The 19,424-nt window shown below is 60.2% G+C and carries 16 protein-coding genes and 1 pseudogene; 13 read left to right on the top strand and 4 right to left on the bottom strand.

Translation table 11 applies throughout. The features are described 5' to 3' along the window. Positions 1 to 38: 38 nt before the first annotated feature. From A3AI_RS0133035 to cydB, 11 genes are all read left to right on the top strand, one after another. Entirely contained in the window at positions 39 to 953 is a 915-nt protein-coding gene (locus tag A3AI_RS0133035) for a hypothetical protein (protein ID WP_024519656.1), read from the top strand. Between the two features lie 21 nt (positions 954 to 974). After that, entirely contained in the window at positions 975 to 1,952 is a 978-nt protein-coding gene (locus A3AI_RS0133030) for a 3-hydroxyacyl-CoA dehydrogenase NAD-binding domain-containing protein (RefSeq protein WP_024519655.1), read from the top strand. Positions 1,953 to 2,022: 70 nt separating this feature from the next. Beyond that, positions 2,023 to 3,225, top strand: coding sequence for an acyl-CoA dehydrogenase family protein (locus tag A3AI_RS0133025; protein WP_024519654.1), 1,203 nt, complete (start codon positions 2,023 to 2,025; stop codon positions 3,223 to 3,225). Positions 3,226 to 3,270: 45 nt separating this feature from the next. Next, on the top strand, positions 3,271 to 4,122 hold the full coding sequence (locus A3AI_RS0133020; protein WP_084801107.1) for an enoyl-CoA hydratase-related protein: 852 nt from the start codon (positions 3,271 to 3,273) through the stop codon (positions 4,120 to 4,122). Between the two features lie 29 nt (positions 4,123 to 4,151). Beyond that, positions 4,152 to 5,375 (top strand): CaiB/BaiF CoA transferase family protein, encoded by a 1,224-nt coding sequence (locus A3AI_RS0133015; protein ID WP_024519652.1) that lies wholly within the window; start codon positions 4,152 to 4,154, stop codon positions 5,373 to 5,375. A gap of 31 nt (positions 5,376 to 5,406) precedes the next feature. Next, the gene (locus A3AI_RS0133010) at positions 5,407 to 6,192 is read left to right on the top strand and encodes an enoyl-CoA hydratase (RefSeq protein ID WP_024519651.1); all 786 of its coding nucleotides are present in this window, start codon (positions 5,407 to 5,409) and stop codon (positions 6,190 to 6,192) included. Positions 6,193 to 6,381: 189 nt separating this feature from the next. After that, positions 6,382 to 7,728, top strand: a complete 1,347-nt coding sequence (locus A3AI_RS0133000) for an NAD(P)/FAD-dependent oxidoreductase (RefSeq protein WP_024519650.1) — start codon at positions 6,382 to 6,384, stop codon at positions 7,726 to 7,728. 103 nt (positions 7,729 to 7,831) lie between these two features. Further along, positions 7,832 to 8,644, top strand: a complete 813-nt coding sequence (locus A3AI_RS43885) for an oxidoreductase dimerization domain-containing protein (RefSeq protein WP_024519649.1) — start codon at positions 7,832 to 7,834, stop codon at positions 8,642 to 8,644. 153 nt (positions 8,645 to 8,797) lie between these two features. After that, complete coding sequence (locus A3AI_RS43880) at positions 8,798 to 9,139, top strand: hypothetical protein (RefSeq protein WP_051382582.1); 342 nt, start codon at positions 8,798 to 8,800, stop codon at positions 9,137 to 9,139. A 261-nt stretch (positions 9,140 to 9,400) separates the two neighbouring features. Beyond that, positions 9,401 to 10,801, top strand: a complete 1,401-nt coding sequence (locus tag A3AI_RS0132985; protein WP_024519648.1) for a cytochrome ubiquinol oxidase subunit I — start codon at positions 9,401 to 9,403, stop codon at positions 10,799 to 10,801. After that, positions 10,801 to 11,811 carry a cytochrome d ubiquinol oxidase subunit II gene (gene cydB / locus A3AI_RS0132980; RefSeq protein WP_084801106.1) on the top strand — a complete coding sequence of 337 codons (1,011 nt, stop codon included), beginning with the start codon at positions 10,801 to 10,803 and terminating at the stop codon, positions 11,809 to 11,811. The genes A3AI_RS0132985 and cydB overlap by 1 nt, the downstream gene beginning before the upstream one ends. 784 nt (positions 11,812 to 12,595) lie before the next feature. Here cydB and A3AI_RS0132975 read toward each other — a convergent pair. Then, positions 12,596 to 12,946, bottom strand: a complete 351-nt coding sequence (locus tag A3AI_RS0132975) for a VOC family protein (RefSeq protein ID WP_024519646.1) — start codon at positions 12,944 to 12,946, stop codon at positions 12,596 to 12,598. Between the two features lie 150 nt (positions 12,947 to 13,096). Next, positions 13,097 to 15,139 carry a GAF domain-containing sensor histidine kinase gene (locus A3AI_RS0132970; RefSeq protein ID WP_024519645.1) on the bottom strand — a complete coding sequence of 681 codons (2,043 nt, stop codon included), beginning with the start codon at positions 15,137 to 15,139 and terminating at the stop codon, positions 13,097 to 13,099. Between the two features lie 1,106 nt (positions 15,140 to 16,245). On the opposite strand from A3AI_RS0132970, the gene A3AI_RS0132960 reads away from it, so the two are divergent. Then, the gene (locus A3AI_RS0132960; RefSeq protein ID WP_024519644.1) at positions 16,246 to 16,734 is read left to right on the top strand and encodes a peptidoglycan-binding domain-containing protein; all 489 of its coding nucleotides are present in this window, start codon (positions 16,246 to 16,248) and stop codon (positions 16,732 to 16,734) included. A 410-nt stretch (positions 16,735 to 17,144) separates the two neighbouring features. After that, positions 17,145 to 17,282: pseudogene (locus A3AI_RS0132955) on the top strand (3'-5' exonuclease); the annotation flags it as partial. A gap of 134 nt (positions 17,283 to 17,416) precedes the next feature. Here A3AI_RS0132955 and A3AI_RS0132950 read toward each other — a convergent pair. Together A3AI_RS0132950 and A3AI_RS43875 are read right to left on the bottom strand one after the other, a co-directional pair. Further along, positions 17,417 to 18,163, bottom strand: coding sequence for an SDR family NAD(P)-dependent oxidoreductase (locus A3AI_RS0132950; protein WP_024519642.1), 747 nt, complete (start codon positions 18,161 to 18,163; stop codon positions 17,417 to 17,419). A 49-nt stretch (positions 18,164 to 18,212) separates the two neighbouring features. After that, positions 18,213 to 19,424 (bottom strand): CaiB/BaiF CoA transferase family protein, encoded by a 1,212-nt coding sequence (locus A3AI_RS43875; RefSeq protein WP_036050390.1) that lies wholly within the window; start codon positions 19,422 to 19,424, stop codon positions 18,213 to 18,215.

The raw sequence follows: 19,424 nt of genomic DNA, 5'->3' as shown, positions 1-19,424 counted from the left end.
AGGTGAGACAAGGCAACTTTGACACCGAAGGAAAGACCATGACAGCACTCGAAGCAATCGAATCGAAGAACTCATCTGGCATCACCCGATCCGGCCGGCTGTTCGTTCTCGAACTGAGCGGCGACCGCATTCACTCGATGAATCCAGACGGCTCCGACCGCAAGACCATCATCACCGATGGCCGCCTCCCCGACGGCATCGTCGTGGATGTCTCGGCAGGTCATATCTATTGGACCAACATGGGCATTCCCCCCCTCAACGACGGCTCGATCGAGCGCGCCGACCTCGACGGCGGGAATCGCAAGGTCATCGTCCCGCAGGGCGTCACCCACACGCCGAAACAGCTGCACCTCGATAAGGTGAACGGCAAGCTCTATTGGTGCGACCGCGAGGGCATGCGCGTGATGCGCGCTAATCTCGACGGCTCGCAGGTCGAAACGCTGGTCGAACGCGGCCGCGGCGACAAGGACCAACGCGACGAGACGCGGTGGTGTGTCGGCATCACCATCGATCCGAAGCTTGGTAAAATCTACTGGACGCAAAAGGGTGCGACGAAGGGCGGAAAGGGACGTATCTTCCGCGCCAATGTCGAGATCCCCAAGGGCGAGAGTCCGACGAACCGCTCCGATATCGAGCTGCTGTTCGATCATCTGCCGGAACCCGTCGACCTCGAGCTCGATCTGGCGAACCGCGTTCTCTACTGGACCGATCGTGGCGATCCTCCGCGCGGCAACACCGTCAATCGCGTGCCGATCGATGCAAAGGCTGACCCGGAGATCGTGGTCACGCATTTGATGGAGGGCATCGGCATCGCGCTCGACGTGCCCGGCAACCGCATGTTCGTCACCGACTTCGCGGGCTCGATCTACTCCGCCGATCTCGATGGCAAGAACGAGCGCAACTTCCTCTACGCCCAAGGCAATCTCACCGGCATCGCTTACGTCGAAATCTAACGAACGTATCGGAGACATGACATGACCAACACCAAACCCATTCGCCGTATCGCCATCATCGGCACCGGCGTGATCGGCGCGAGCTGGGCCTCGCTGTTTCTCGCCAAGGGATTGCAGGTTGTCGCGACCGACCCCGCGCCGAACGGAGAAGCCTCACTCCGGAAGTTCGTAGAGACGGCCTGGCCGGCGCTCAAGCGATTGGGCTTGTCGGCGGCAGCGTCGCAGTCGAACCTCACGTTCACGAAAGATCTCGCGGAGGCGGTCGCCGGTGTCGACCTCGTCCAGGAGAACGGGCCCGAGCGGATCGATTTCAAGCAGAAGCTCTACGGGCAGCTCGACGAACTGCTGCCGCCCGAGGTGATCATCGCATCGAGCTCGTCGGGGCTCACCATGAGCGAAATCCAGAAGGGCGCCAAGACGCATCCCGAGCGCTGCGTTATCGGCCATCCGTTCAACCCGCCCCACCTGATCCCGCTGACCGAGATCGTCGGCGGAGCCAAGACCTCGGAAGCGACAATCCAGCGCGCGTCGGAGTTCTACACGTCGATCGGGCAGAAGACGGTACGCGTCAACAAGGAGCTGCCCGGCCACGTCGCCAACCGCTTGCAGTCCGCATTGGCGCGCGAGGTCTACTATCTTGTCGCCGAGGGCGTGGTGAGCGCCGCCGACGTCGACACTGCCCTCTCCTGGGGTCCGGGCCTGCGCTGGGGAATCATGGGCAACATGCTGCTCAATCACCTCGGCGGCGGTCCGGGCGGCATCGAGCACTTCTTCCAGCAGTTCTCCGGTCCGATGACGGCGTGGTGGAAGACGCTCGGCTCACCTGTGCTGACACCGGAAGTGCAGAAGAAGCTCGTCGACAGCGTCCATGCGGAGGTTGGATCGCGCACCATCGCAGAGTTGGAGGCGGACCGCGACGAGGTCCTGCTCGGCCTGCTCGAGCTGCGCCGCGGGGTTACCAGGTCGAATCAAACGAAATCGATCGAGCCGGTCGCATAAGCGCGACCGGTCATCCAACTGACGCGTCCACTTTCCCGGGCTCTAACGCCGCGACAACAGGAGTCTCAAAATGCTTACAAAGGCCCAGAAGCAGCTTCCGACGCCGAACAGCGATTTCTATCACCTTGCGGATACCTTGAACGCAGACGAACGAGCGATTCTGCAGAAGGTGCGCACGTTCGTGGACTCCAAGGTCGCGCCCATCATCAACAAGTATTGGGTTGAGGACGCTTTTCCGTTCGAACTGCTGCCCGCGTTCAAGGAGCTGAACCTCGCCGGCGTCGGCATCCAGGGATACGGCTGCGCCGGCGGGAATCAATTGCTGGTCGGCCTTGTTGCGATGGAAATGGCGCGGGTCGACGCCTCGATCGCGACCTTCTTCGGCGTCCACAGCGGACTGGCGATGGGTTCGATCGCGATCGCTGGAACGGAGGAGCAGAAACAGAAGTGGCTGCCGCCAATGGCGCGCATGGAGAAGATCGGCTGCTTCGGCCTGACCGAGCCGCTGGTCGGCTCGGGAGCGGGTGGCGGCCTGACCACGACGGCAAAACGCGAGGGCGACACCTGGGTCCTCAACGGCCAGAAGCGATGGATCGGCAATGCGCCCTGGTGCGATATCTCGATCATCTGGGCGCGCGACGTCGACGACAACCAGGTCAAGGGCTTCATCGTCGAGAACAAGTCGACGCCGGGCTTCAGCGTCGAAAAGATGCAGAACAAGATCGCACTCAAGGTGGTCCAGAACGGTCAGATCACCATGAAGGACTGCCGGGTGCCGGAAGCAAATCATCTCGGATCGGGCACCCAGTCCTTCCGCGACACCGCGCGCGTGCTGCGTGGGACACGGTACCTGGTGGGATGGGAAACGACGGGAGTCCAGATGGGTGCATACGAGAACGCGCTCAAGTACGCACAGGAGCGATTGCAGTTCGGACAGCCGATCGGCTCGTTCCAGATCATTCAGGACCTCCTTGCCAAGATGCTCGCCAACATCACTGCGTGCCAATGCATGGTCGCTCGCACGGCGCAGCTCGCGGACGAAGGCAAGCTCACCGACCAGCAATCTGCGCTTGCGAAGGCATTCACGACGTCGAAGACGCGCGAAACGGTGACGTGGGCACGCGAGCTGCTTGGCGGCAACGGCATCCTCGTCGACTACAACGTCGCGCGCTTCTTTGCCGATGCCGAGGCGCTCTACTCCTACGAGGGCACCTACCAGATGCAGAACCTGATTGTCGGCAAGGCAATCACCGGGTTCAGCGCCTTCGTCTGAGACCACAAAGCGCGCCAGGCTCGCCAACTGGAAAGAGAGATCAACATGTCATCGACAACAACGACACTCGTATCTTCGCCTACGATAGTGCCTGCCGACCCATCGGCGGCAGTACTGACGCTCGCAAACGTCCTGTACGAAAAGCGCGGCGCGATCGCCTATGTGACCGTCAACCGGCCTAAAGTGCTCAACGCCCTGAACACGCCAACCTGGAAGGATCTGCGCACGGCCTTCGAGCATGCACGGGACGACGCGGCGGTGCGCGGCGTCATTCTCACCGGCGCGGGCGACAAGGCATTCGTGGCTGGCGCCGACATCAGCGAGCTCGCGCATGCGAGTGCGATCGACGCGGAGCGGTCCAGCAGCTCCGGGCAGGAAGTCCTCGATCTGGTCGAGAATCTTGGCAAGCCGGTGATCGCGGCAATCAACGGCTTTGCACTGGGCGGCGGCTGCGAGACCGCGATGGCGTGCACTATCCGCATCGCCGTCGAGCACGCGAAGTTCGGCCAGCCCGAGGTCAAGCTGGGATTGCTTCCCGGCGGTGGCGGCACACAGCGACTGCCGCGACTGGTCGGAAAGGGCCGCGCGCTCCAGCTCATTCTGTCCGGAGAGATCATCAGCGCGCAGGAGGCCTATCGCATCGGGCTCGTCAACGAGGTCGTTCCAGCAGCCGATCTCATCCCGCGTGCGGAAGCTATCCTGCAGACGATCGCTTTGAACGCTCCTATCGCTGTCAAGCTATCGCTCGAAGCGGTGAACAAGGGACTGGACACGAGCCAGAGCGAGGGCTTTGCGCTGGAAGCCTCCTACTTCGGCCTGTGCGCCGGGACGGAAGACAAGAAGGAAGGCACGTCCGCCTTCCTCGAGAAACGCGCCCCCCAGTTCCTGGGGCGGTAAAGCAAGCAAAACGATTTAGGAGAGACCCAATGGCAAGCGACAACATTTTCTCTGGACTAAGGGTGGTTGACTTCGCAAGCTTCGTCGCGGCGCCTGGCGCCGCCGTCATCCTGTCGGATTTCGGAGCCGACGTCATCAAAGTCGAACCGCCGAGCGGTGACCCCTGGAGACATGCGCACAAGATCCCGCCGCAGCCGGACGCAGATGAACCCTATCAGTGGCATCTCGCCAACCGCAACAAGCGCAGCATCTCGCTCGACCTGAAGTCGCCCAGCGCCCCTAAGGTACTCCAGCAGCTTGTCACGTGGGCCGACGTATTCATCGTCAATACGCCACATCCCGCGCGCAAAAAATTGAAGCTCGAATACGACGATGTGGTGCGCTGGAACCCGCGCCTGATCTATGCGGACCTCACCGGCTTTGGCGAAAAGGGGCCGGATGCCAGTCTGCCGGGCTTCGACATCACGTCATACTGGGCGCGCAGCGGCCTGCTGTCGATGACGCGCGATGCCGGCGCGCCGCCGACCTGGCCAGTGGCCGGCAGCGGCGATAACGCGACGGCTGTCGGAATCTATTCGGCGATCGTCACGGCGCTCTACCGCCGCGAACGCACCGGCAAGGGGGCGTATGTCACGACCTCGCTGCTCGCCGAGGGTGTCTGGTCGGCGAGCGTTTCGATCCAGGCCGCGTTAGCCGGCGCGAAGTTCTACGGGCTGCACGATCGCAAGCATCCGGCCAGTGCGGCGCTCAACGTGTATCGGGCCTCCGACGGCACGTGGTTCGTTCTCATCGTTATGCCCGACAAGTTGGCGGCCGTGGCGAAGGCGATCGGCCGGTCGGATCTCCTGACCGATCCGCGGTTTTCCGAACCGGCGAAGCTGATGGCGAACATGCCGCAGCTCACGGCGATCCTCGATGAAATTTTCTCCGCGCAGCCGATGGAGCATTGGAATGAGGTTTTCAACGGCGTGCACGTCACGTTCGGCGCGGTGCGCGGGCCGCAAGAGGTGATCAACGATCCGCAGCTGGCGGCAAACGACATTGTCGTTCCGCTCGAGGGCGCCGGCGGCAATCTCAGCAGGACGATCAGCAGTCCGATCCAGGTGCATGGTGTCGTCAAGGTGCCGGCGCGGCGCGCACCCGACCTCGGCGAGCACACCGAAGAGATCCTACGTGACTTGGGATTTGACGCGAAAGGCATCGATGAGCTGCGCACGAGCGGCGCGGTGCCGAAAGTCAGGGAACACGCCTGATACAGGGCGACGTAGAAAACGGAGCAAACCTATGACCGACATTGTCACCGAACGTACCGGCGCGATCCTGCGGGTCGAGCTTAATCGCCCAGGCCAGAAGAACGCGATGACGTCCAGCATGTACACGAGCCTGGCTGGCATCCTCAACGAAGCTGACAAGGACGACGCGATCCGCGTCGTACTCTGGCACAGCACCGGAAACGTGTTCTGCGCCGGCAACGACGTCGTGGATTTCCTCAAGAATCCGCCAAGGCCGGGTGCCTTTCCGCAGGGTGACCTGATGGACGCATTCGTCAGCTTCGAAAAGCCGATCGTCGCAGCTGTGCAAGGCGCGGCTATCGGGGGTGGGACCACGATGCTCACGCACTGCGATTTCGTCTACGCGGTCGAGAGCGCGAAATTCCAGCTGCCGTTCATCAACCTGGCGCTGGTGCCCGAGTTCGGATCGAGCTTTTCGATACCGGCCCGCGTGGGTCATCTCCGGGCGGCGGAATTGTACCTGCTCGGAGAGCCTTTCACCGCTCCGCGGGCGGCGGAGCTGGGCCTCGTAACCCGCGTTGTGCCCGACAGCGAACTGCTCGCGACCGCCACTGCAACGGCGCAGAAGCTGACGGCAAAGCCGAACGGCGCGCTGCTAGCGAGCAAGCGGCTTCTCAAGCAGGCTTCGATTGGCCAGCTCAAAGAGGCGATAAAGAGTGAAAGCCAGGAGTTCATGGAGCGGGTGAGCTCGCCAGATGCCAAGGAAGCGCTCTCAGCCTTCCTCGAGAAGCGTCCACCGAATTTTGCGAAGAGCCCGACGCAAGTGGCGGCCGAATAGTCCGTGCTTGCAGCAGTGAGTGAGCGTCGCGGTGCAAGCTGGAAATCAAGAGGCCTCACCCGCGGCGCCAGCTGGAAATGCGTGGAGCTGACATGAAAGAGGTCTTGTACCTCGCCACGGTTGCTATGGCAGCGCTGTGCTTCGTGGCGTTTGTGCTCATCATATAACAATGCGAACGAGGTGTAACCCATGACCGCGATGTTGGCCGACATCGGACCTGACAACGCCGCTCCTGTTGTCGAGGCTTCCCACCGAGAGCGGAAGCGCATCATTATCATCGGCGGCGGCTTTGCAGGGATCGCAGCGGCGCGTGCGCTTCGGCGCGCCGACGTCGACCTCATCCTGATCGACCGCCGCAATCATCACATATTTCAGCCTCTGCTCTACCAGGTGGCGACGGCGGTCCTCTCGCCCGCGGAGATCGCCGCGCCGATCCGTCAGCTTGAGGTGAAGCAGCAAAACCTCAGCGTGCTGCTGGCGGAAGTCACCGGCGTTGACCTTGCATCCCGCACGATCGAAGCGTCTTCGCCTGGCTTGGGCGTCCGCAAGATCGCATTCGATTATCTGGTGGTCGCGACCGGGATGCGCCCGAGCTACTTCGGGCATGATGAGTTCGCGCGATATGCGCCAGGGCTCAAGAGCCTCAGCGATGCCGAGACGATCCGAGCCAAAATCCTGGGCGCGTTCGAAGTTGCTGCGGCGACGGAGGACGAAAGCGAACGCTCGCGGCAGATGACGTTCGTGCTGGTTGGCGCCGGCCCCACAGGGGTAGAACTCGCGGCTTCCCTCGCGCAAATGGTGAAGGTCACGCTGCGTGGAAACTTCCGTCATATCGATCCGGCAAGGGCCAGCATCATTCTGCTCGACGCAGGCAAGCGGGTTCTGCCGACCTTTGCTGAGTCGCTATCCCAGAGGGTGACCCGACGTCTGACTAAGCTCGGTGTGAAAGTCTTAACCGATTTGAAGGTCGAGACCGTCGACGTGGAGGGCGTAATTGCCGGCGGAAACCGGATCCTAAGCGCCACCGTGCTGTGGACAGCCGGGGTCGCGGCATCACCTATTCCAAAGATGCTCGGCACCAAGATCGACCGCGCAGGGCGCGCGCTTGTTGATCCCTTCCTGAGGGTCGTGGACGCCCCGGGCGTGTTCGTGGTGGGCGATGCAGCGTCTGTCATGCAAGACGAACACCCGGTGCCCGGCGTGGCGCAGGCGGCAATCCAGCAAGGACGGTATGTCGGGCGACTGATCGCGAAGGAGCTGAAGGGACGAAACGTCAAACGCTCCTTCCGCTATTTCGACAAGGGCAACATGGCGGTGGTCGGCAAGAATTACGCCGTGCTGGAGCGGGGCTGGCTGCGCACAAGCGGCACTCTGACCTGGCTGGTGTGGGCGTTCATTCACATCCTCGCTCTGCCGCAGCTACAGAACCGGCTGCGTGTGCAGCGCCAGTGGCTCTGGTCTTACTTCACAGGCCAACGCAGCTCGCGCCTGATCGCCGAACCGCCCAGGGACACGGCTCCTGGATCCGACCGTTGAGCAGTCGCACCGGGAGTATTGCCTACCTAACAAACAACCGAACGTCGCATGCAGCCGATGTTGGCTGCTGCTTGCTGCCTTTATCTCTTACGGAGTTGATCAAATGACTAACGTGCTTGTTGTTGGCGCCGGGCCCGCTGGCGTTGCTGCGGCGCTTCGTGCTGCAGATTTGGGGGCGCGGACCGCGCTGGTGACTGGCGCGGCCACCGGCGTGCGGATGATCTTCACAAAGGATGGGCGCCGGTTTGCTGCCGAAGCCACGCTCGTGGTCGTGGCGACAGGATGGGCGGCCGACACAAGCAGCCTGAATCTCGCCGCGGCGGGCGTTGAAATCAATCAGCGCAAATTCGTGAAGGTCGATGAATATCTGCGTACCTCAGCACCCCATATCTTCGCGGCTGGCGACGTTACGGGCCATATGATGCTTGTGCCTCAGGGTCTTCAGGCTGGCTGGGTTGCGGCCACCAATGCTGTCAACGGGCCGACGATGCCGCTTGTCGATCAGGTGAGCCCCATGGGGAGCTTCACGGAGCCGGAATATGCACAGGCGGGCCTCACGGAAGCAAGGGCGCGTGAGACGCACGATATTGTTACGTCGATTGTTCATTTCAATGTGACCACGCGGACAATCATCGATGGTCGCACATTTGGCTTTTGCAAGTTGATCGCCGACCGCAAGACCTGCAAGGTCATAGGGTGTCACGTGATCGGCGAGCGGGCGGTAGATATCGCCGAGGTGGCAGCGATCGCCATTGCCGCCGAGATGCGCGTCGACGATCTGGCCCAGATTCCGCTAGCCTATCCAACCTACGGAGGGATCTTGGTTCGTGCTGCGGTGATGGCAGCAGGACAACTCGGCCTGAGCGTGGGCTGGCAGGCCCATCAGGTCGGGAATGCGCCGCTGGTAACGGCTTAAGACCGACACGCCAACACAAGAGGCATAAAGCACTGCACGGGATGCTCGCGCCATGAATATTGCGTACCTCCCTGCATTCGCTGCATTGGCTGGGTCAGCGATCGGCGGCCTTACGTCGTTCGCATCAGCCTGGCTCACACGGCACCACCAGGATTGGATCGTGCCAAGCGGCTGTCGGGGGAAAAGACCCGACGGCAAAAGCTGTACAAGCAATTCATCCAAGAGGCGTCGAAGCCCTACGCCGACGCGCTCGTCCACGATCGCGCAGAAGTTTCGGCGCTGGTCAGCGTCTATGCGCTGATTAGCCGGATGCGTGTCGTATCGAATTCAGCCGTGATAGAAAAGACAGACGCCGTTATTCATTTGATCATCGACACGTATTTCTCGCCCAATAAGAGCTTTTCGGAAGTTCGCGACTTAATGGTGACGCAGTCAATCCGCTGCGGGCTTTCAGCGAGCAATCTGGCCGAACTGCAGGCGCTCAATGACCGTTGAGCATGTGCTCAACGCTTACGCCGTAATATTCCACGAGCCCGGCAACGACGGCACGCACGCAGCGGCGCCACGACGGAAATTCTCGTGCACCTAGCTTCGGAGTTGCTTTCCGCTGCTTTGAAGAATTTGCTGGAATTTGGCAACGTTTACTGATGCAGCTGAACTGCACGGTCTATTTTCGATGAGCCTGCATGCTTTGTAGGCGGCCTTGAGAACACCTTCGGTCGCTCTCTCCACACTACCGAAACAAGAGGTTCAGCGATGCAATTCGATCCAGTCCTGCTATCACGCATCCAGTTCGCCTGGGTGATCGCCTGGCACATCCTGCTGCCTGCGTTCACCGTGGGATGTGCGTCCTTCATCGCGGTCGTCGAGGGCTTGAGTCTCGCGACCGGGCGCGAAGTCTATACCCGCATCTCGACGTTCTGGATCAAGATCTTCGCCATCGCATTCGGCATGGGTGTCGTGACCGGGCTCGTTATGCCGTTCCAGTTCGGCACCAACTGGAGCCGCTATGCATCCGCCGCGGGTGATGTCCTCTCGCCGCTGTTTGCATATGAGGGCCTGACCGCTTTCTTCCTGGAAGCCGGCTTCCTCGGTGTCCTGCTGTTCGGCCGCAAGCTGGTCCCGCCGTGGGCGCACTTCTTCGCGGCCCTCATGGTAGCGATCGGAACGTTGTTTTCCACGTTCTGGATCCTGTCCGCCAACAGCTGGATGCAGACGCCGGCCGGCTACGAGATTGTCAACGGCCACTTCATTCCGAAGGACTGGATCGAAGTGATCTTCAATCCGTCCTTTCCGTATCGGCTCGCGCACACCGCGGTCGCATTCTTCACGACAACGGGCTTCGTCGTCCTCGGTGTGGGCGCGTATCTCTTGAGGCGCAATCAATCCGTCCCGGAAGCGCGCACCATGCTGTCGATGGCGCTGTGGTTGCTCACCGTGCTGGTGCCGCTCCAGATGGTGATCGGCGATATGCATGGGCTCAACACCCGCAAATACCAGCCTGCAAAGCTGGCGGCCATTGAAGCCAAGTGGGATACCGGCGAGGGTGTACCGCTCACGCTCTTTGCAATCCCGGATGACAGGGCCGAGCACAACAAGTTCGCGATCGAAATTCCCTATCTTGGAAGCCTGATCCTGACCCACGATCTTCGTGGCGAAGTGAAGGGTCTGAAAGACTTCCCTGCCGATCAACGTCCGCCAGTCGCGATCCCCTTCTTTGCCTTCCGCGCGATGGTTGGATGCGCGGGCCTGATGCTGGCGCTCGTCCTTCTGGGCGGCTGGTTGCGCTGGAATGGACGGCTCTATGATACTCGACTGTACCTCTTGGCTTGTCAGTGTGCGATTCCACTCGGCTTCATCGCGGTTGTCGCCGGATGGTTCGTGACCGAGGTCGGCCGCCAACCGTGGACGGTCTACGGGCTCTTGCGCACGACAGCCTCGGTCTCGCCGTCCCTGACAGGCCGTGACGTTACGCTGTCGCTGTTGGCCTACATGGCAGCCTATTTGCTGATCTACCCCACGGGTCTCATCCTGCTGCTTCGGGTCGTTCGCAAGGGCCCGACCGAGATCAGTGCGGCGGCTCCGGCAATCGAGGCTGGCAGATCTCCAGCGCCGGTTCTCGCTTCCGCAATCAACGTCGTGAAAGGAGAAGTGTGATGACCCAGGTGCTCGATTTGGTTCCGATCTGGACGGTGATCCTTGCGCTGGCGGTGTTTTTCTATGTGCTGCTGGATGGCTTCGATCTCGGAGTGGGGATGCTCTATGGTTTTGCATCCGATGCGCGTTCGCGTAATACCATCATGAACTCTATCGCGCCGATCTGGGACGGCAACGAGACTTGGCTGGTGCTTGGTGGCCTTGGTCTTCTCGCGGCCTTCCCGACTGCGTTCGCCGTAATCATTCCGGCGGTGTATTTCCCCATCCTGGTGATGCTGCTTGCGCTGGTGTTCCGGGGTGTTGCATTCGAATTCCGGTTTCGCGACGCTGAAAACAAGACGTTCTGGGACCGCGCATTCTGCTACGGATCGGCCATCGCCACGTTCGCGCAGGGCGTCGTGCTTGGCACATTCGTTCAGGGCTTTCCGGTTCACGACGGACAATTCGCGGGAACGTCCTTCTCGTTTCTCACGCCCTTCTCCGTTCTGACCGGGGTTGCCTTGATGTTCGGCTACGGGCTTCTCGGCGCCGGGTGGCTTATCCTGAAAACCGAGGGTGACATCCAGGCCGAGGCGCGTCGTCTGGGCCGCATCTGCCTCATCGGTGTCGTGACCGCGATCGCCATCGTGAGCATCTGGACTCCGATCATGGTCCCCACAGTGGCGGCACGCTGGTTCAGCTGGCCTAACTTCGCGCTGTTCGTGCCGGTGCCTGTGCTGTCCGGCCTGGTGGCGCTCAAGATCTGGCGATCACTCGACGGCAAGGCCGAGGCGACCCCATTCTTTGGTACGGTCGGCCTCTTCGTGCTGACCTACATCGGCATGGCGATCAGCCTGTTCCCGATGATCGTGCCCTACCAGTTGACGCTGTGGGAGGCTGCCTCGTCGCCGCGCACCCAGGCGTTCCTTCTGGTCGGGACGCTGTTCCTGCTTCCCGTGATCCTGGCCTATTCGAGCTGGTCGTACTGGGTGTTCCGCGGAAAGGTTCGAGCGGCCGTGGGCTATGAATGATCGCTGCGGTCAGGACCGTTGCTCCGAGCCCGACCGCCGAGGATCGCGTGCGCCGACGCAGCCCAGTAGCGAGACCAAGAATGAGCCCAATTCCGGATTTCACCGGCTCTGCTGACTTCAATGAAATACAACAACGGTTTATCAGATCGGCAGAATCGATCTTACTCCGGCACCAGCTCGCACTTGGCAGCCATTCTTGGCTGATAACAGCGATAGAGTTGAACTTGTTTACCGATTCCGACATCTGGCGCGACCCGTACACTCATCGCCATGCAGAATGCAGTCACGGCGTTCCATAGTGGGACGAACCGAAGATAGGTTTTGCCAACTGGGATGCCGCTGCTCATGGTGCATCTTTGCTAGCCTCATATGGGTGCGTCCATGCGGCATCCCAGCGCAGCGGATGGTTAATGGTGAGAGGAAGGTCCCAAAGCGTACCCGACATCAGGCTAAGCTCGGGTTGACGCCTTCTGCGACTTGTTCGGTAGGCGTTCAATGCTTGCTCGGGTCCGCGTCCGATCATGAACAGCAGTCCAAGGCGGGGCAATCTTCCGTCGGCCTTATACTCAGAAGCAGACCTCGAAGGTCATATGTCGCTTAGCGCCCTTGAGGACTGAATTGGTTTTTCGTTTTTATTTTCGAACTTTTTGCGCGTGAACCAATTCGCTCGGTAGCGGGACCTAGCAAGTGGGCGTCATTTCAAGAGCCCGTCTGCTTTACGCCAAACAGCGGACTTCTGCACCACACCGTCGATAGTCGCCTATGGGCCAAGAAGAGACATCTTTCATCCGTGGGTCAGTATGTTGACGAGCCTGCCCATCGGGTCCCTGACATAGAAGCGACGCACGCCCCAAGGCTCGGTTGTCGGACCATACTGGATCACTAGCCCTTCCTCTCGCACGCGACGCTCTACCTCATCGAGGTCGTCCACCTCGATCGAGATGTCGGGGACTGGCGTCCCAGAACCGCCTTCTGTTGCCACGCTTAGCTGAGGTGCCATCCGTGCGGGCGAGGCAAACGTGACGATCCACCCGAGATCCATTGCGACTTCAAGGCCGAGTATATCAGCGTAAAAGCGTCGGGCTTTCGACACGTCGCTCGTCGCGACATTGGTAATGATGCGCTTGACGATCATGTTCGAATGATACTAGCAGGCGTGACGATCCACCATGTCTCTTTTGGGTCAAAAGCGTCGTTTTCTGGCAGTTCGCCGAATGTCTGCTTGTCCCCTAACATCAGCAGAAGAGCAGACATTGTCCGATCGCAGCTTCGGTGCCAGCAGTAGTCATTCCAGTTTCCGGCTGGTAACGGTGCCGTTGTCGCGCGGCAGGGTGATGATGAACTCGGCAAATGCGCCGGGCTCGGTCTCGACATCGATCCTGCCGCCATGTTGTTTGACGACAATGTCGTGGGTCATCGAGAGGCCGAGCCCTGTCCCTTCCCCAGTTGGTTTGGTAGTAAAGAAGGGATTGAACATCTTTGCTCTCACATCAGGCGATATGCCGTTGCCGTTGTCGCGAATCCGGATTTCGACCGTTACGCCCAGGTCCCTGGTGGCTGCAGTGAGTACAGGCTCAAAGCTCTCGTCGCCCGATTCGACCTTGCGTCTTAGCGCAGCATAAAATCCGTTGGAAATAAGGTTTAACAGCGCCCTGGTAATCTCCTGCGGATACAGGTCGAGCGCGCCCGCGTTAGGATCGAGGTCGTGCTTGAGTGTTATGTTGAAATTAGGCCTTTCCGCTCGCGCACCGTGATAAGCGAGATTTAGGCTCTCCTCGACCAACGCATTGATATCAGCAGATCGCCGTTCACCTGAACCCTCACGCGAGTGAAGCAGCATATTTTTGACGATGGAATCGGCCCGCTTGCCGTGCAAGACCACCTTATTGAGGTTCTCTTTCAACAAGCCAGTCAATTCGTCCACCTCCCGTCGGCCATTGTCGGTGAGCCCCTCCTGTATCAGCACGTCCTTGAGTTCATCGGTCAGCTCAGCTGAAATGGCGGAGAAGTTATTGACGAAGTTCAGGGGGTTCTTGATCTCATGCGCAATGCCGGCGGTGAGTTGGCCCAAGGACGCAAGCTTCTCCGTTTGGATAAGGCGATCCTGCGCGGTTCTGAGATCGTCCAATGATTTCGCTAACTCGCGCGTGCGCGCCTGCACCTCATCGAAGAGACGGACGTTCTCGATCGCGATCACGGCTTGGTCGGCAAAACCTTGGACAAGATCGACCTGTCGTTGACTGAAAGCACCAAGCTCATCCCGAGTAAGCGCAAATACGCCAATCCCTTGTCCTTCGCGCATCAGGGGAACCGCAAGTAAAGACCTAAATCCCATGGCTTGTTGAAATTTGCGCAACTTCGTATTTGAGTTGACGATGTCGCCGACATTGGCAATCGTTCCAGTGAGGACCGCTCGCCCTATGTGCGAGTTGTTGTTGAGTTCGACGGGGTTCGCTCTCATGAACTCTTCGTCGGCGCGCTTGACCGCCGAGGCTCCCCGGCAAAAGAGCGTTTCGCCGTCGCGAAGGAACAACACGGCGGTCTTCGATCCACAAAGGTCGCGTGCCGAGCCAGCTAGAGTACACATAACAGTGTCGAGGTCGAACGCTGAGCGGCTGATGACCTTCAGCACGTCTGTGGTCGCGGTCTGCTGTAGCAGGGTTTGCCGCAACTCGTTGAGGAGGCGCGCATTCTCCATCGCGATAACCGCCTGCGCGGCGAAGTTCTGTAATAGCACGATCTGCTTATCCGAGAAGGGCTGCACCTCCCGCCGATAAATTGTGATTGCGCCGAGCAAAGACGCGTCCTTGCGCATCGGCACGGCGAGAACGGTTCGGAAGCCGCCCAATGACAGCCCTTGTCGAACTAACAAGCCGGCGCGCTCGCGGTATTCCTCTGCTGCAAGATCCGGGACATGCGCGAAAGCCTCCCCCCGTGCCACACGGCCAAGCGGGGCCACCGGGCTCGCTAGCTGCGGTTCCCGCAGGAATTCCACGTATCCGGCTGGAACGTTATGAAAGGCGACCGCTTGGAAACGCTCGCCATCGTACGTCCAGAGGATGCCGAACGCCGCTTCGCTCAAGCGCGTTGCTTTGTCGAGCATCGCATCGAAAACCGGCACGAGGTCGCCGGGCGAAGAATTGATGACCTGCAACACGTTGGCGGTCGCGGTCTGCCGTTCGTTCGCCTCTTTCAGCTCGCGAGTAAGAGTGCCCACCTGCTTTTGCAGGTCGGCAATGGATGAGGCGGCGGTCGATAGTTTGCGAGCCTTGGGCCTGTTCGCGCGCCGACCCTTGATCGGCTGTTCGATTCCACCACGTTGTCGCATTTCGCTCCCCTCAGGCGGGTCACGACAAGGCTCAATCTTATGCAAATCCTAGGTTTCGTGCCATGGCAAGAAGTCCGCCGTGGGTCAAAAACGACGGTTTGCGGCGCAGCACCTTGTGTCCGGTCCGCATTTAGAAGCCGACATGGAAAGAGCGCAGCTACAGTAGCCGCGCATCCGCATGGATCTGAGCAGCGCCGCCTTTCATGCTGAAGTGGTCTTTGGGTTTTTCAAGATGGAGAGTTTCGCGTGTGAAGCAGGGCACCTAGTCGGCGAGGAAATCCATTTAATCATTTGAGTGCGCCACCCCCAACCGGATTTCGCGACATTTTCCCCGCGTGTCAGAGGCGCTTGTGAGCATCTCGAGCGACTCTTCCATCGGCTTTCGGTGCAGCAGAAGATAATTCGTCTGATTGCTCACCATTCTCGACGCAGTCGGCTCGTCGTCGCCCTCAGCAACCGATAAGCCTCGGACATATAAATCGTTTTGCCCGGCCTCGATTCATGCGTCAGGATACGATCGACCAACTCAGGCCGGAAATCTTGCCGCAGCCGGAAAAAACCTGAATGAAACTGGGTCTGCGGCCCCACTATCGCTAGAGATTTGCCCCCCACCCCAACGCAGGTCGGTGGGTTTTTTGTTTTTTTTACTTGAACTTTTTGCGTGCGAAGCAGGGCGGTCGACGGGATCCAACCTCCAGACTTTTAATCACCCGCCATCTCTTCGTCCGGCTTAATCAAGTGGCTCGATAGCGGATCCTAGCAAGTTGGCGTCATTCAACACCCGTCTGCTTTACGCCAAATAGCGGACTTCTGCGCCACACCGTCGATAGTCGCCTGCCGGAATGTCTGTTGTGGGCCATGAGCGTAGGCGGGTGACTTCCGGTGTCACCTAGACTTCGGACGTTTCCCCATGCCAAGGCGGTGCGTCGATCCCAACCCCCGCGTGCAATGCTGCGTAAGCGAGGCTAGGGAACTGTGCCACGGACAACACAGATACCCCGCGACGAAGCGAGGTGGCACCGCCGGACGTTGATAGTTCAGGGCAGCGCGGTGTACCTTTATTTTCTAAACTGAATCATCGGCAGACTTGAGGGTGAGGAAAGGCGATGCGCGTCTTGATCCTAGCATTGTCCATCCTGGCGATCGTCAACAGCCCGCAGGTTGCTAAGGCTGGACTGAGCAGCATGCCCCGCGAAACGTTGGCGCCCGCCGATACGGCGATCGCTACCGACGAAGCGACTCAGGAGACTGAGGATCAGATCGGCCTCACCAAGGCAAAGCGTCGTGAAGTGCAACGTGGGCTAACCAGGCTCGGGTTCGACACGAAGGCCAATGGGAAGTTCGACGAATCGACTCGCGCCGTCATCGCGCGCTGGCAAGAGGAGCACGGCTACCCTACGACCGGATTCCTCAACACCGCCCAGCATAAGGTACTAATGGACGCCGCGACGGAGGCTGGCAAATCTGACCATCAAGACCGTCGTCGCGCTGGGCGCCGTGCTCGCTATTCGCGCGGTGTCGGCGGTCCGATCGGCGCAATCGGCGGCGCGGTGCACAGCGTAGTGGGGGGCGTGGCCGGACTGTTCCGCAGGTGACTCGTCCAGCCTCAAGATAGTTGGAAACACGCCTTAGAATGGGCTGCCACCCTCGCTTGAGACCAGCGCTGCGCCGGAATTTTCGCTAGGGGACCTCGCCGCACCGGCGCGCGCGCAAGGATCTTACGCCAGAATCTCAGACGGTCGGCCGCTAGGAGGCATGCAATACCGAACGCAAGGGGTGACATGGCCGAGTTGAACGAGTTGCCCAAATCTCTATTTTCCAACCATGGGCTGGTGAATACGATGAGCGCGGCAAGGCCGCATAGCCCACCAAATCCGTACAACAAGTTGCCGACCGCTCTCATAAGTTTCTCTCGTCTCGGACGTTGCCGCCGTACCTCATAATCGTATGAAACGCCTGGATGAACCGTGACCGCGATCACGCGACGAGGCGCCGCTGCCCGCTCCCCTTCGACCTCAAGGACGCGCTCAAGCGGCGCGGCTACCGCTGGAGCGACGGGAGCGACGGCAGACCGAGGTCGTGGTACATCGGCCTCGATGAAAGCAAGCTGGAGGCTGAAATCGCATTTCTCAAGAACGAGATCGGCGGCGCTCTGCTACCTCTCGTGCTCAAGATCCGGTGTGGCGAACGCCACTGATGTAGCGGCATCCGCCCGGAGCAGACGTCTATTCGACAGCGCCCCTGTAGGGATCGAGGGCGGAGCGGCAACGGTCGCGGTCAGCGTGAGCCACCGCTGGCGAAAAGGACCTCGCCTGTGACCCAGTGCGCGTCCTTGGAAGCCAAGAACAGGACTGGCCCGACCATGTCCTCGGGTTGGCCCAGACGACCGAGTGGCGTGTTGTCGACCAGCTTCTTTACCATCGGTCCGTCGATCACGCCCAAGGCATGCGCCCCTTCCGTTTCGGTGGCTCCAGGACAGACTACGTTCACGCGTATGCCACGCGTGCCCAGTTCCTTGGCGATCACCCGCGACATGGTGACAAGTGCAGCCTTTGAAGACGTGTAGATGGCGCTGCCCGGCGAAAGCGTCGAAATGCCGCCGGTGGCGATGTTGATGATGGTGCCGCCGCGGTGCATATGCCTTGAAGCCTCCTGCATTGTCAGGAGCGCGCCCAGGACGTTGGTGTTGTAGATACGATGAAACTCCGATTCCGTCGCGTCCTCGAAGGGCTCGAAGCGGAAGACTCCGGCGTTGTTGACGAGGATGTCGAGCTGGCCATAGCGCTCGACGGCGGCTGCAACCAACGCCCTGGCCTGCTCAGCCTGCGAGACGTCGGCGCCGAAGAGCAAAGCCTCTCGCCCTAGCGCCACGATTTCCGAAACCACCCGTGCCGCGCCCGCTTTGTCTGAGGCGTAATTTACGATGATCCGGGCACCAGCCTGCGCAAGTCCTTTGGCGAGCGCTGCGCCAATCCCTTTCGATGCTCCCGTCACCACGGCCACCTTGCCATCCAACCGAATCATGTAGCGCCTCGCCTTGAAGATTCGGGAAACGGCTTCGTATTGAACAAGGTCATCGCCGAGCCAGAATGATATTTTTCTGCTGAAGGTCGCGAATTGTTTCATCCGAAATCTGCAATTCCTTCAAGATCTCCTCGTTGTGCTCGCCTTGATATGCCGGCACGCCAGGCGGCGGCAATTCGGAGTGACTAAATATCCAGGGGTTTCCCGGCATGCGCAATGTGCCACCGGCACGATCGTCGACGTCCACCACCGCATTCCACTCTCTTACCCAATCCGATTTCGCAAACTCACTGACAGTCCTCACTCGGCCAACGGCGAGGCCGGCTTCGCTGACTTGCGCCTGCAACTGCTCGAGATTGTCAAACGTCACCAGCCACGCCCGCACTTCGGCAAGCAGTGACGGGAGGTTTTCGCGGCGCAGCCTGGCAGTAGCATAGCGTGGATCGCTCAGGAGGTCGCTTCGCCTCATCATCGCGCAGAAGCGCGTGAACATCGGCGAGTAGATCGGGCTCGCAGCGATCGTCAACTGACTGCCGTCGGCCATCTCGTAAATGTGGGATTCGTTGGCCGACAACGCGATGGGTTCTCCGTCGGTGTCGATGTCTGACAGCAGCGCCCCTGCACGTTCGTTGACTGATAGCATAGTCGCAGCCATGGAAACGTCGACGTACTGGCCTTCACCCGTCCGGTTGCGGTGCTGCAAGGCAGCGAGCACCGCAATCACTCCCTGCAAGCCGGTGTAGACATCCGCATGGCTACAGGAATCGCCCCGCGGCTCGGACAAGGCCTCGCCGAAATGCTCCTGGACGATCGCGGTCAGACCGGTCTCGGCCTGCACGGTAGGCGCAAAGGCCGGACGATTTTTCCACGACGTAGATTGTCCATATCCGCTCAACGAAACGTAAATTACGCCCGGGTTGAGCGCTCGGACTTCCTCGTAGCCGAAGCCAAAGCGAGCAAGGGTGCCGGGCCGGAAATTCTCAACGATAACGTCGGCCTCTCTGCAAAGCCGCGCGATAATTTCCCGCGCCTCTGGATAGTTCAGATCGAGGCTCAGATTTCGCTTTCCTGCATTCTGCTGGACATAGTAGAGACCGATGCCGCTGACATAGGGCAGACCGACGCGTCCGAGGTCGCCGGCCGGAGGTTCGATCTTGGTGACGTCGGCGCCGAGATCACGAAGCGCCTTGGTGCAATGCGGTCCTGCCAGGACCCGCGTGAAGTCGACCACCCGCACGCCTTCCAAAGGAGCAGCAGACAT

The sequence above is a fragment of the Bradyrhizobium sp. Tv2a-2 genome (genome assembly GCF_000472425.1).
Classification (GTDB): Bacteria; Pseudomonadota; Alphaproteobacteria; order Rhizobiales; family Xanthobacteraceae; genus Bradyrhizobium.
Note: the sequence above shows the minus strand (reverse complement) of the source record. Positions and strands in the feature narration are given on the sequence as shown.

Excerpts from the sequence above, each read along its gene's own strand:
- A3AI_RS0133020 (WP_084801107.1), top strand. The coding sequence starts at position 3,271 with ATGTCATCGACAACAACGACACTCGTATCTTCGCCTACGATAGTGCCT.
- A3AI_RS0132970 (WP_024519645.1), bottom strand. The coding sequence starts at position 15,139 with ATGCGACAACGTGGTGGAATCGAACAGCCGATCAAGGGTCGGCGCGCG.
- A3AI_RS0133030 (WP_024519655.1), top strand. The coding sequence starts at position 975 with ATGACCAACACCAAACCCATTCGCCGTATCGCCATCATCGGCACCGGC.
- A3AI_RS0132950 (WP_024519642.1), bottom strand. The coding sequence starts at position 18,163 with ATGATTCGGTTGGATGGCAAGGTGGCCGTGGTGACGGGAGCATCGAAA.
- A3AI_RS43875 (WP_036050390.1), bottom strand. The coding sequence starts at position 19,424 with ATGTCTGCTGCTCCTTTGGAAGGCGTGCGGGTGGTCGACTTCACGCGG.
- A3AI_RS0133015 (WP_024519652.1), top strand. The coding sequence starts at position 4,152 with ATGGCAAGCGACAACATTTTCTCTGGACTAAGGGTGGTTGACTTCGCA.
- A3AI_RS0132985 (WP_024519648.1), top strand. The coding sequence starts at position 9,401 with ATGCAATTCGATCCAGTCCTGCTATCACGCATCCAGTTCGCCTGGGTG.
- A3AI_RS0133000 (WP_024519650.1), top strand. The coding sequence starts at position 6,382 with ATGACCGCGATGTTGGCCGACATCGGACCTGACAACGCCGCTCCTGTT.
- A3AI_RS0133035 (WP_024519656.1), top strand. The coding sequence starts at position 39 with ATGACAGCACTCGAAGCAATCGAATCGAAGAACTCATCTGGCATCACC.
- A3AI_RS0133010 (WP_024519651.1), top strand. The coding sequence starts at position 5,407 with ATGACCGACATTGTCACCGAACGTACCGGCGCGATCCTGCGGGTCGAG.
- cydB (WP_084801106.1), top strand. The coding sequence starts at position 10,801 with ATGACCCAGGTGCTCGATTTGGTTCCGATCTGGACGGTGATCCTTGCG.
- A3AI_RS0133025 (WP_024519654.1), top strand. The coding sequence starts at position 2,023 with ATGCTTACAAAGGCCCAGAAGCAGCTTCCGACGCCGAACAGCGATTTC.
- A3AI_RS43885 (WP_024519649.1), top strand. The coding sequence starts at position 7,832 with ATGACTAACGTGCTTGTTGTTGGCGCCGGGCCCGCTGGCGTTGCTGCG.
- A3AI_RS0132975 (WP_024519646.1), bottom strand. The coding sequence starts at position 12,946 with ATGATCGTCAAGCGCATCATTACCAATGTCGCGACGAGCGACGTGTCG.
- A3AI_RS0132960 (WP_024519644.1), top strand. The coding sequence starts at position 16,246 with ATGCGCGTCTTGATCCTAGCATTGTCCATCCTGGCGATCGTCAACAGC.